This window comes from Sphingopyxis sp. H073 (assembly GCF_001468395.1).
GTDB lineage: Bacteria > Pseudomonadota > Alphaproteobacteria > Sphingomonadales > Sphingomonadaceae > Sphingopyxis.
Genome location: NZ_LNSG01000003.1, coordinates 62,783 through 74,381, shown reverse-complemented (window position 1 = coordinate 74,381; position 11,599 = coordinate 62,783). Strand labels below are relative to the sequence as shown.

Sequence of the window (11,599 nt, the reverse complement as noted above, 5' to 3'; positions counted from 1 at the left end):
GAGTGTTTCGCGGGATGATGAAAGCGGATCGGATCCGCGGAGCGCAAGGTGAAGGCGCGACGGGCCGCTTTCAAGACACCGGGGTTTTCACGTTGCCCGCCGCGGTCTGCACCGAATAGCTGAAAGGTGTGTCCTCCCATCCGGTTTTGGCGCCGCCATGCACGCCATCGCGGCGGATCACCGCGATGCCGCCCCCGATGCTGTAGCCTGCATCCTCGATCCGCTTGATCGCCGCTTCGGCGGCGGCCTGGGGCGCCATTCCGCCGCGCATCAGTTCGACGGCGTGATAGGTAGGCAGGAAGCGCATCATGACGTCGCCATTGCCGGTCGCGACCGCGCCGCCGACCGCCTGATCGACATAGGCGCCGGCTCCCGCGATCGGCGAGTCGCCCACGCGGCCCGGAATCTTGAACTCGCGCCCGTTGGTCGAACAGCCTACACAGAGATTGCCAGCGGCGTCGAGCGCGATGCTGCCGACGGTGTCGTGGCCGACGAGTTGGTCTCCCTTGCGGATCGGTTCGGGATCGAAGGCGTCCGTCTTTTCGCCCTTCGCGGCCCACTTGTCCCACGCCTGCTGCGATACCACGCTGGTCAGCGAGGTTTCAGTGAAGCCCATGCGCGCGGCGAAGCGGGTCGCATCGTCGCCGACGATCAGGCTGTGCTGCGTTTTCTCCATCACCGCGCGCGCGACCGAGATCGCCTTTTTGACACGCTTGAGGCAGCCGACCGCGCCGAGATCATGCGTCGGTCCCCACATGATCATCGCGTCGAGTGTCGTCTCACCGACCTCGTTGGGGACACCGCCCGCGCCGACCCAATAGTCGCCGAGCAGCTCGACATGGTTGATCGCCGCCTCGACCGCGTCGATTGCCGATGCGCCGCTTGCGAGCATCGGCCAGCCGACGGCATTGGCGCCAGGGCCGAAATCCCATGTCGTCAGGATGAAGGGCTTGCCGGTCGGAATGGCCTTGGGCGCGGCGGGTTTCGCCGCGGCGCCTGTAATCCCGAGCGCGGCCAGCCCCGCTGCTGCCGCGCCGAAAAACCGTCTCGAAATCGCCTTATCCGTCATCGCCAGTCCTCCCCCTCGCGGCGAGGCTAGCGGGCGGGGCGTCAGGCTGCAATCGGCCCCTTGAAAATGAAGAAGGCACCGCCGCAGATCAGCGCGAAGCCGATCAGATGGTTCACCGTCAGCCGCTCGCCGAGCCAGAAGGTCGCGAAGCCGGCAAAGACGATCAGGGTAATGACTTCCTGAATCGTCTTGAGCTCCGCGGTCGTATAAACTGCGTGACCGACGCGGTTCGCCGGGACGGCAAGGCAATATTCGAAAAAGGCGATGCCCCACGCGATCAGGACCGCCAGCCATGCCGGCCGCGACATGTCGCCAAGATGCCCGTACCAGGCAAAGGTCATGAAGATGTTCGAGACGAACAGCAGCCCGATGGGCAGGATATAGGCCGTCATGGGATTCCCTTGCAGACGCGGGCGCCGACACTGGCCGGCCCTCGCAGCAGCAATCAGAAATCGAGCGGTGCGTCCAGTTCCTTCACCTGCCACGGCAGGCCGTGCTTGTTCAGCATGTCCATGAAGGGATCGGGGTCCATCTGCTCCATGTTGAACACGCCCTGGCCTGACCATGTGCCGGTTACCATCATCGCGGCACCAATCATCGCGGGGACGCCGGTCGTGTAGCTGACCGCCTGATTGCCGGTTTCGGCATAGGCGTCTTCATGGTCGCAGATATTGTAGAGGTAGAGCGTTTTTTCCTTGCCATCCTTGCCGAGGCCGGTTGCGATGACGCCGATGTTGGTCTTGCCCTTGGTCGTCTCGCCGAGGCTCGAAGGCTCGGGAAGAACGGCCTTCAGGAACTGCAGCGGGATGATTTCCTTACCTTCGTAGATCACCGGGTCGATCCGCGTCATGCCGACATTCTGCAGCACGGTCAGGTGCTGGATATAAGCATCGCCGAAGGTCATCCAGAAGCGGATACGCCTGATCTCGGGCAGGTGGGTCTTCAGGCTTTCGATCTCCTCATGATACATGAGGTACATATTCTTGGGTCCCACAGCTTCGAAGTCGAAGCTCTGCTTGACCGACATCGGCGGGGTTTCGACCCAGTCGCCATTTTCCCAGTGACGCGCGACCGCGGTCACTTCGCGAATATTGATCTCGGGGTTGAAGTTGGTCGCGAAATGCTGACCATGATCGCCGCCGTTGCAGTCGAGAATGTCGAGCGTGTCGATGCGGTCGAAATGATGCTTCCTCAGCCAGGTCGTAAAAACGCTGGTGACGCCGGGGTCGAAGCCCGAACCGAGCAGCGCCATCAGCCCCGCATCCTTAAAGCGGTCGTGGTAGGCCCACTGCCAGTGATATTCGAACTTCGCCTCGTCGCGCGGCTCGTAGTTTGCGGTATCGAGATAATGCGCGCCGGTCGACAGGCACGCTTCCATGATCGTGAGGTCCTGATAAGGAAGCGCAAGGTTGACGACATGCGTCGCACCGACCTGACGGATCAGCGCCGCGGTCGCATCGATATGGTCGGCGTCGACCTCGGCGGTCTTGATCGTGACGCCGGTGCGTTTTTTCACCGAATCGGCGATCGCATCGCACTTGAACTTGCGACGGCTGGCGAGCGTGATGTCGGGAAAGATGTCGGGGTTCATCGCCATCTTGTGCACCGCGACCGAACCGACGCCGCCTGCGCCGATCACCAGAACCTTGCTCATGTGAAAAATCTCCTGCGCCTAGCTATGCGGCTTGTGTTGTATGCCGCGGCCTATAGGACGAAGCGATGACACAGCAAAGCCCCGAAGCCCTGATCGATCCGAACCGCGCACCGACACTCGCAGGGGTCGAACGCGCGGCGGCGAAAGTCGCTGCCTTGCTGCCGCAAACCCCGCTGCTGCCGCTCGAAGTCGACGGCCAAACCGTGTGGTGCAAGGCCGAATGCCTGCAGCCGATCGGCTCGTTCAAGATTCGCGGGGGGTGGCACCGGATGAGCGATCTCACGCCTGAGGAGGCGGCGGCCGGCGTTGTCGGCGTATCGAGCGGCAACCACGCCCAAGGTGTTGCCTGGGCGGCCAAGCGGCTGGGGATACGGGCAACGATCGTCATGCCGAGCAATGCTCCCGCGATGAAACTTGCAGCGACGCGCAGACTCGGGGCCGAGGTCGTTCTGTATGACCGCGTGACCGAATCGCGCGATGTCGTCGCCGCCAAGTTGCTCCGCGAGCGCGGTGGAACGCTCGTCCATGCCTATGGCGATCCGTGGATCATCGAGGGGCAGGGTAGCGTGGGGATCGAAGCGAAAGCACAGATGCAGGCGCGCGGGATTGACGGACCCGACAAGGTGATCGCCTGCTGCGGCGGCGGCGGGCTGTCGGCGGGTTTGGCGCTGGCGCTGCCCGATGCCGAGATTGTGGCGGTCGAGCCCGAGGGCTGGGACGACGTCACACGCAGCCTCGCCGCGGGGGAAATCCTGTCGGTCGAAGACCTTGCCTATCCGACCGAATGCGACGCGCTCCAGACGCCCCAGACCTGGCCGATCAACTTTGCTGTGCTTGAGGCGCGTGGGGTTCGGGGCGTGGTCGTGACGCGAAGCGAGGTTCGCGACGCCGTGCGCCTAGCGTTCGAAAAACTGCATCTCGCCGTCGAGCCCGGTGGCGCCGCCGCGCTGGCGGCCGTGGTGGCGGGCAAGGTCGCGGTGACCGATGCGACGCTGGTCACGCTGTCGGGCGGCAATGTCGATCCGCTGAAATTCGCGGAGATTATTACCGAATAGGAAACTTGTCGCGGCGCAAGCGTTGGGACGGAGAAGGAGACGTATGATGCAGAAGAGCATGATCCTGACGAGCGCGATGGCGCTGGTCCTGTTGACGGGATGTGAGAAGGCCGAAGCGCCGGCGCCGACCGATACCCCGACGACGACCGAGGAAGTGCCGGTCGAAACCGTTCCGGCCGAGGGAGCCGAGGCGACCGATCCCGCAACTGCTCCCCACCGCTTTGCCGACTGGGCCGGGAAATGGACCGGCGTCGAGGGGATGTACGCGACGATCACTCCCACCGAGCCCGGCAAGTACAAGCTGGAAATGCAGTCGGACCTCGACACCAAGGGCACCTATGACGGCGAGGACAGCGAGCATGGCATCAAGTTCAAGCGCGGCAGCGAAGAGCTGTCTCTCCGCCGTGGTAGCGGTGACGAAACCGGCCTCAAATATCTCGCCGGCAAGAAGGAGTGCCTGATCGTCAAAGAGGGCGAGGGCTACTGCCGCGACTGATCTTCGAAACGGCGACAGGGCTTTTTTGACACTGTCGCCGTTTTGTCATCGAAACGACGCGGGAATCGCAACAAACGCTGCCATGCGCGGCCCCGGATCCACCTCTCTCCGGGAGACCATGACCTATGGCCAGCCAGCCCAATCGCAAGATCGCCGCCGCCGTCGTTCGCGAAGATGCCGAACAGAAGCAGCGCCTGCTCGACCGCGCTTTTGCGCTCGCTTTCAAGGGGCTGGTCTATGCGCAGATCTGGGAAGATCCGGTCGTCGACATGGAGGCGCTGGCGATCGAGCCCGGCAACCGGATCGCGACGATCGCGAGCGGCGGTTGCAATGCGCTGTCCTATCTGACCGCCGACCCGGCGGAGATCGTCGCGGTCGACCTCAACACCGCGCATGTCGCGCTCAACAATCTGAAGCGCGTCGCGGCGCAGCGGCTGCCCGATTACGAGAGCTTCCGCCGCTTCTTCGCCGAAGCCGACAGCGTGGCCAATATCGCCGACTACCGCACCTTCATCCGCCCGCATCTCGACGAGACGAGCCGCCGCTATTGGGAGGGCCGCGATCTCGTCGGGCGCCGCCGGATCAACGGGTTCGCCAGTGGCCTCTACAAGCGCGGACTACTCGGCAATTTCATCGGGCTCGCGCATCTGATAGCGCGGATGCACCGGATCGATCTGAAGCAATTTCTCGACGCGAAGACGATCGGGGAGCAGCGCGCGATCTTCGACGAGAAATTCGCGCCCTTCTTCGACCGCAAGCTGATCCGCTGGATCACCGACCAGCGCTCGTCGCTCTTCGGGCTCGGCATCCCGCCAGCCCAATATGATGCACTTGCCGACGGCAAGCCGATGGCCGATGTGCTGCGCGGTCGGCTCGAGAAGCTCGCCTGCGATTTTCCGCTCGAGGAGAATTATTTCGCCTGGCAGGCGTTCGGGCGCGCCTATGGCAAGGGGAAGGCAGCGCCGCTGCCGCCCTATCTGCAGACTGGTCATTATGCCGCGGTGCGCGCGCGCGCCGAGCGGGTGACGATGCTGCACGCGAACATGACCGACATGCTCGCCGCGAACGATGCTGCGAGCTTCGATCGCTATATCTTCCTCGACGCGCAGGACTGGATGAGCGACGCGCAACTCGCAGCCCTCTGGACCGAAGTCACGCGTACGGCGCGTCCGGGTGCGCGGGTTCTCTTCCGCACTGCCGCCGAGCCGACGCTGCTGCCCGGCCGTCTCCCCGACGATCTGCTGCGCCGCTGGGACTATCGCGAGGACGCGTCGCTCGATTACACGCGCCGCGATCGCTCGGCGATCTACGGCGGGGTTCATCTCTATGTGTTGAAAGACGCCTGAGGGTGGCGGCGCATGGCGAGTTGATGGACAGCGTCTATCGCACGCAGCGGCATATCTATGACCTGACCCGCAAATATTATCTGCTCGGCCGCGACGGGTTGATCGCCGATCTCGCGCCGCCGCCGGGCGGGAGCGTGCTCGAAATCGGTTGCGGCACCGGGCGCAACCTGATCGCGGTGGGCAAAGCGTGGCCGGAGGCGCAGCTGTTCGGGATCGATATTTCGGAAGCGATGCTGGAGACCGCGCGCGCGTCCGTCGCCAAGGCCGGTGCGAGCGCGACGCTGGCGCAGGGCGACGCGTGCGATTTCGACGCGCAGGCGCTGTTCGGCCGCGCGACCTTCGACCGCGTGTTCATCAGCTATGCGCTGTCGATGATCCCCGACTGGAAGGCGGCGCTGGTACAGGCCGCAAGCTGCGTCGCGCCGGGCGGGCGGCTCGAGGTCGTCGACTTCGGCCAGCAGGACCGGTTGCCCGGGCTCTGGCGGCGCGCGCTGTTCGGCTGGCTCGCCCAATTCCATGTCGCGCCGCGCGCCGAGCTCGGCCGCGTCATCGCGGCGCTGGCGAAAGAAACGGGCAGCGCCGGCCACTGCCGCAGCCTCTATCGCGGCTATGCGATCCGCGGCGGCCTCGCGCGCGGCTGATTTGCTGCTATCGTCCTCCGAAAAGGAGGGGCGAATGGGCGAGACGATCGGACAGGCGGAGCGGGTGCAGCTTCCCGCTGTGATGGAGACGCTGGCGCAGGCATTCCAGACCGACCCGGCGCTGTCGTGGATATTGCCCGACCCCGATCACCGCGCGCGGGCGCTACGAAGCCTGTTCCATGTGCTCGTGCCTGCCGATTTCCGTGCGGGCGTGGCGCTGCGGTCGGACGGCGACGAGGCCGCCGCTCTCTGGCGCGCGCCCGGACAGGCTCACAGCGGCACACTCGAATTCCTGCGCAGCGTCCTTCCGCTGATCGCGACCTTCGGCACAGCTTTGCCGCGCGGGCTGAAAGTGCAGGGCAGCATCGACGCGCACCGGCCCAAGGGGCGCTTCTGGTATCTCCACTATGTCGGCGTCCGGCCCGACCATCAGGGCAAAGGCCATGGCGGGCGGATCATCCGCGCGCAGACGGCGGTGACGGACCGCGAAGGGCTGCCTTGTTGGCTCGAAACCGCGACGCCGGAAAATGTGGGGCTCTACGAGCGGCTCGGCTTCGTTACGCAGGCCGAGTGGGACGTACCCGGCGGCCCGTATTTCTGGGGCATGATGCGGCAGCCGACCTGATGTTCAGTCGTCGAAGCCGACGAAGCGGACGGCTTCTTCGACGCTCTTGCGGTTCGATACGACCGCGTTGGCCGGGAAGTTCTCGTCGGGCCAGCCCATCGCGACGCAAATCATGATCACCTGGTCGTCGGGGATGCGCGCATGTTCGCGCACGACGGGGCTTTGCATGATGCCCTGGCTGTTGATCACGCAGCCGAGCCCGCGCGACCAGGCGGCGTTGACCAGCGCATTGGTGACGGCGCCGCAATCGAAGGGCGCGATGTCGCTGCCGAGGAGGACGCGGTCATAGGTCACGACGATGCTGACCGGCGCGTCGAACTGGCGAAAGCCGCGCAGCACCCAGTCCTGCCGCCCGTCCCTGTCGTCGCGCGCGATGCCCATCGCGCCGAACAATTGCTTGGCAACCTCGATCTGACGCGCGCGGTGCATGTCCGCTCCGCCGTCGAACCGGCGAAATTCCCGGCTGTCGGGCTTGCCAGCCAGGATACCCTCGGTATTGCCGCGCCGGATCGCATCGAGCGGCGCGCCCGTTACGACCGAGAAATTCCAGCACTGATTGTTGTACGACGAGGGCGCGCGCATCGCGACTTCGAGTATCTCGGCGACCAGCTGTTTCGGGACGGGCTTGTCGAGGAAGCCGCGGATCGAGCGCCGGCCCCGGACGACCGCGTCATAACCGGGGGCGCTCGTCACGCGGCCTTGCGCAGCTCGAGACGATCCCAGATTTCGACAAGTGCGTCGGTCAGTTCGCGCATCATCGCCTCGTCATGCGCCGGGCCGGGCGTAAAGCGCAAGCGTTCGGTGCCACGCGGGACGGTCGGGAAATTGATCGGCTGCACATAGACGCCATATTCGGCGAGCAATATGTCGCTGATCTTCTTCGCGCGCACCGGGTCGCCGACCATCAGCGGCACGATGTGCGTCGTCGAATCCATCACCGGCAGGCTTGCGTCGCGGAAGCATTGCTTGAGATAGGCCGCGGCTGCCTGTTGCGCGTCGCGCTCGACGCTCGACGCCTTGAGGTGACGGACGCTGGCGAGGACTCCCGCCACCAGCACCGGCGACAGGCTGGTGGTGAAGATGAAGCCCGGCGCGTAAGAGCGGATGACGTCGACGATATTCTTTTCGGCGGCGATATAGCCGCCCATCACGCCGAATGCCTTGCCCAGCGTGCCTTCGATGATCGTCACGCGGTGCGCGGCTTCGTCGCGGTCGGTGATGCCGCCGCCGCGCGGGCCGTACATGCCGACGGCATGGACTTCGTCGCAATAGGTGAGCGCATTATATTTCTCGGCGAGGTCGCAGATTGCGTGGATCGGCGCGACATCGCCGTCCATCGAATAGACGCTCTCGAACGCGATCAGCTTGGCCGCCTCGGGATCGTCGGCGGCGAGCAGTTCCTCGAGATGATCGAGGTCGTTGTGACGCCACACGCGCTTTTCGCAGCCCGAGTTGCGGATGCCCGCGATCATCGAGGCGTGGTTGAGCTCGTCCGAATAGATGATGCAGTTCGGCAGCAGCTTGCCGAGCGTGCCGAGCGTCGCCTCGTTCGAGATATAGCCCGAAGTGAAGAGCAGCGCGCCGTCCTTGCCGTGCAGGTCGGCAAGCTCATGCTCGAGGTCGATGTGGTAGTGCGTGTTGCCGCCGATGTTGCGGGTGCCGCCCGATCCGGCGCCGACGTCGTGCAGCGCCTCTTCCATCGCCTCGATGACCTTGGGATGCTGGCCCATTGCGAGATAGTCGTTCGAGCACCAGACGGTGATCGGCTTTGGCCCGTTGTGCCCCGCGAAGCAGCGCGCGTTCGGGAACGCGCCCTTGTTGCGAAGAATATCGATGAAGACGCGGTAGCGTCCCTCTTCGTGCAGCCGGTCGATCGCGCGTGCGAAAATATCGTTATAGTTCACGTCTCAGCCCCGCAGTCAGGTGCCAGTTCGGCTTTCGGCGCCGCTCCCTCCGGCGACGGTTTTCGGCGCCGCAATAACCGCGAAACGGCGCGAAATCCAGTGCGAACGATTCGCAGCAGCTGGGTCAAATTGTCTCGATCGACCCGATGCCATAGGGCGCCAGCGCCGCCAGCGGCGGCGGTGGGCGGTCTTCGCTGCGGGTGAACACGGCGATACCCGGCGATGGCGCGGCGGGCCAGGACTGGCCCTTGGTGAGGTGGGCGACGCGCCGTGCGATGCCCGCAGCGCCGTCGATCAATGCGACATCGGGCCCGAATGCCGCGCGCAATTCCTGTTCGAGCAGCGGGAAATGGGTGCAGGCGAGGACGATGACGTCGAGCGCATCGCCACCAGGCTGGTCGCGCAGACCGGCCACAGCTCGCTCGATCACGGCAGGGTCGACAGGATCGCCCCGCAGCTTCGCTTCGGCCCCCGTGACGAGGCCTGGGCTGCCGTGGCGCAACACCGTCTTGTCGCTCGCGAATTTGGCGCTGAGATCGTCGACATAGGGCTGGCGCACCGTCGCCTCGGTGCCGAGGACGCCTATCACGCCGGTTTCGGTCAGCTCGGCAGCGGGTTTGATTGCGGGGACCGTCCCTACGATCGGCAGATCGAGTGCCGCGCGAACGTGCGGCAGCGCAATCGTCGACGCGGTGTTGCACGCGATCACCGCGAGCCGCGGCTGATACCGCTCGACAAGGCGGCCGAGCAGCGCCGGAACGCGCGCGGCCAGTTCCTCGTTCGTCTTCTTGCCATAGGGCAGGCCCGCATAGTCGGCGGCATAGACGAAGGGTGCGGTCGGAAGCAGCGCGCGCGTCGGGCCGAGCACGGATAGCCCGCCGAGGCCGCTGTCGAAGAAGAGGAGGGGGGAGTCCGGGTCGGGGGAATGATCCATATCGGACGCGGCGATACGCCAAACGCCCGCCGCACGGCAAGCTTGGCGTTGACCCACGGCCCCAGGTGCCGCCAAAAGGCGCTCGTAGCCGGAGGCGAGTCCGGCAAGCTGGGGAGCGCCGCGTGACGATCATCGCCTTGGCCGTGATGGGCTATTTGCTGGGGTCGATCCCCTTCGGGATTATCCTGACGCGGCTGTTCGGCGCGGGCGACCTGCGCCAGATCGGGTCGGGCAATATCGGCGCGACCAATGTGCTGCGGACGGGGCGCAAGGAATTGGCGGCGGCAACGCTGATCCTCGACGGCGCAAAGGGCGCGGTCGCGGTGTTCCTGGCGCGCCATTTCGTACCCGAGTTGGGGCAGGACGGTGCGATGATCGCGGGCGCTGCAGCGATGATCGGCCATTGTTATCCGGTGTGGCTCAAATTTCGCGGCGGTAAAGGGGTGGCGACGCTGCTTGGCCTGTCGCTCGCGCTCGCGTGGCCGATCGGCGTTGTGTTTGCAGTCGTCTGGCTTGCGGCGGCGTTGCTTTCACGCATATCCTCGCTGGGCGGCATAGTTGGGGCAGTATCGGCGCCGGTCGCCGCGCTGGCGCTCGGCTATCCGGTCTATGCGATCGGGCTCGCGGGACTGGCGGTCATTGTGCTGTGGCGACACCGCGAAAATATCTCGCGGCTGCGCGCCGGGACCGAGCCGCGCATCGGCGCAAAGAAGGACACAGCCGCGTGACGCTTGCCGAACGGCTGGCACGGCTGCGCTTGATCCGCACGCCGCATGTCGGTCCTGTGAGCTGGCACCACTTGATGCAGCGCTTCGGTTCGGGCGAGGCGGCGCTCGAGGCGTTGCCGGACCTTGTGCTTCGGGGCGGCGCAGGGAAACCGCGCATCGCCTCCGCCGAACTCGCAGAGCGCGAAATCGAGCGCGTCGCCAAATTGGGCGCGCGGCACGTGTTCAGCGACGACGCTGACTATTCCGCGCTGCTGCGCGAGGCCGAGGGCGCACCGCCCGTGATCATCGTGCGCGGCGACATGGCTATGCTCCAGCAGCCGTGTGTCGCGATCGTCGGCGCGCGCAACGCTTCGGCCGTCGCGTGCCGCTTTGCGCGGCAGATGGCGGCCGATCTTGCCGCGCGCGGGGTGACCGTGGTCAGCGGGCTGGCGCGAGGGGTCGATACCGCTGCGCATGTCGGTGCGTTGGGCGGATCGACCGCGGCGGTGATCGCGAGCGGGATCGATATCGCTTTTCCGCCCGAAAATGCCGCGCTGCAGGAAAAGATCGCGAGCGACCAATTGCTAATCGCCGAGCAGCCGCCGAGCACCGAACCATTGGCGCGGCACTTCCCCGCGCGCAACCGCATCATCGCAGGCCTTGCGCACGGAACCCTGGTGATCGAGGCGGCGCCGCGTTCGGGGTCGTTGATCACGGCGCGGCGCGCGGGCGATTTCGGGCGCGAGGTCATGGCTGTGCCGGGGTCGCCGCTCGATCCGCGCGCGCAAGGGTGCAACCAATTGATCCGCGAGGGCGCAACGCTGGTGCAGACCGTCGACGATGTGCTCGAGGCTCTGGGTCCGATCGACGATCGCATGGCGCGCGAACCGCGGCGCGCGTCGTTCGAGATGGCGCAGGTGGTCGAGACGGGGGACGGGGATCGCGATGCTGTTGCCGGACTTCTCGGCCCGACGCCGGTCGCGGTGGACGAGATTGTGCGGCAATCGGGGCGACCGGCCGCCGCGGTGCAGCTCGTGCTGCTCGAGCTCGAACTGGCGGGCCGCGTCGCGCGCCACGCCGGCGCACGGGTTTCGTTGATGTGATCGGCCGCACAGCGGCCTAACGTGCTCTATTCTAACAACTCATCGCGGTTCAGCCACGGTTCAGC

Annotated in this window: 13 protein-coding genes; 7 read left to right on the top strand and 6 right to left on the bottom strand. The window is 65.6% G+C overall.

From position 1 onward, the window contains the following. Window positions 1-70 precede the first annotated feature (70 nt). The 3 genes from ATE64_RS05915 to ATE64_RS05905 are packed head-to-tail and all read right to left on the bottom strand — an operon-like array spanning window position 71 to window position 2,723. Window positions 71-1,069: a N(4)-(beta-N-acetylglucosaminyl)-L-asparaginase gene (locus ATE64_RS05915; protein ID WP_058456424.1), complete on the bottom strand. Its 999-nt coding sequence runs from the start codon at window positions 1,067-1,069 to the stop codon at window positions 71-73. A 41-nt stretch (window positions 1,070-1,110) separates the two neighbouring features. Then, window positions 1,111-1,461, bottom strand: coding sequence for a DMT family protein (locus ATE64_RS05910; RefSeq protein WP_058456425.1), 351 nt, complete (start codon window positions 1,459-1,461; stop codon window positions 1,111-1,113). A 53-nt stretch (window positions 1,462-1,514) separates the two neighbouring features. Next, the gene (locus ATE64_RS05905; protein ID WP_058456426.1) at window positions 1,515-2,723 is read right to left on the bottom strand and encodes a saccharopine dehydrogenase family protein; all 1,209 of its coding nucleotides are present in this window, start codon (window positions 2,721-2,723) and stop codon (window positions 1,515-1,517) included. Between the two features lie 65 nt (window positions 2,724-2,788). Here ATE64_RS05905 and ATE64_RS05900 point away from each other — a divergent pair, with 65 nt between their 5' ends. The 5 genes from ATE64_RS05900 to ATE64_RS05880 all read left to right on the top strand — a co-directional run bounded on the left by ATE64_RS05900 (window position 2,789) and on the right by ATE64_RS05880 (window position 6,886). After that, on the top strand, window positions 2,789-3,778 hold the full coding sequence (locus ATE64_RS05900; RefSeq protein ID WP_058456427.1) for a pyridoxal-phosphate dependent enzyme: 990 nt from the start codon (window positions 2,789-2,791) through the stop codon (window positions 3,776-3,778). A 43-nt stretch (window positions 3,779-3,821) separates the two neighbouring features. After that, complete coding sequence (locus tag ATE64_RS05895; protein WP_231729094.1) at window positions 3,822-4,274, top strand: hypothetical protein; 453 nt, start codon at window positions 3,822-3,824, stop codon at window positions 4,272-4,274. A 125-nt stretch (window positions 4,275-4,399) separates the two neighbouring features. Next, on the top strand, window positions 4,400-5,620 hold the full coding sequence (locus ATE64_RS05890; RefSeq protein WP_058456428.1) for a DUF3419 family protein: 1,221 nt from the start codon (window positions 4,400-4,402) through the stop codon (window positions 5,618-5,620). Between the two features lie 2 nt (window positions 5,621-5,622). Continuing rightward, window positions 5,623-6,261: a class I SAM-dependent methyltransferase gene (locus tag ATE64_RS05885; protein ID WP_058456429.1), complete on the top strand. Its 639-nt coding sequence runs from the start codon at window positions 5,623-5,625 to the stop codon at window positions 6,259-6,261. 34 nt (window positions 6,262-6,295) lie between these two features. Beyond that, on the top strand, window positions 6,296-6,886 hold the full coding sequence (locus tag ATE64_RS05880) for a GNAT family N-acetyltransferase (protein ID WP_058456430.1): 591 nt from the start codon (window positions 6,296-6,298) through the stop codon (window positions 6,884-6,886). A 3-nt stretch (window positions 6,887-6,889) separates the two neighbouring features. Here ATE64_RS05880 and ATE64_RS05875 read toward each other — a convergent pair whose 3' ends face one another. From ATE64_RS05875 to murI, 3 genes are all read right to left on the bottom strand, one after another. Further along, window positions 6,890-7,579 (bottom strand): nitroreductase, encoded by a 690-nt coding sequence (locus ATE64_RS05875; protein ID WP_058456431.1) that lies wholly within the window; start codon window positions 7,577-7,579, stop codon window positions 6,890-6,892. Next, window positions 7,576-8,790 carry a 5-aminolevulinate synthase gene (hemA, locus tag ATE64_RS05870; RefSeq protein WP_058456432.1) on the bottom strand — a complete coding sequence of 405 codons (1,215 nt, stop codon included), beginning with the start codon at window positions 8,788-8,790 and terminating at the stop codon, window positions 7,576-7,578. Before hemA ends, ATE64_RS05875 begins: the two co-directional genes overlap by 4 nt. 124 nt (window positions 8,791-8,914) lie before the next feature. Next, window positions 8,915-9,724 (bottom strand): glutamate racemase, encoded by an 810-nt coding sequence (gene murI, locus ATE64_RS05865; RefSeq protein WP_058456433.1) that lies wholly within the window; start codon window positions 9,722-9,724, stop codon window positions 8,915-8,917. Window positions 9,725-9,846: 122 nt separating this feature from the next. Here murI and plsY point away from each other — a divergent pair, with 122 nt between their 5' ends. Then, window positions 9,847-10,452, top strand: a complete 606-nt coding sequence (plsY, locus tag ATE64_RS05860) for a glycerol-3-phosphate 1-O-acyltransferase PlsY (protein WP_082657600.1) — start codon at window positions 9,847-9,849, stop codon at window positions 10,450-10,452. After that, window positions 10,449-11,534 (top strand): DNA-processing protein DprA, encoded by a 1,086-nt coding sequence (gene dprA / locus ATE64_RS05855; protein ID WP_058456434.1) that lies wholly within the window; start codon window positions 10,449-10,451, stop codon window positions 11,532-11,534. The genes plsY and dprA overlap by 4 nt, the downstream gene beginning before the upstream one ends. The last annotated feature ends 65 nt before the right edge of the window (window positions 11,535-11,599 follow it).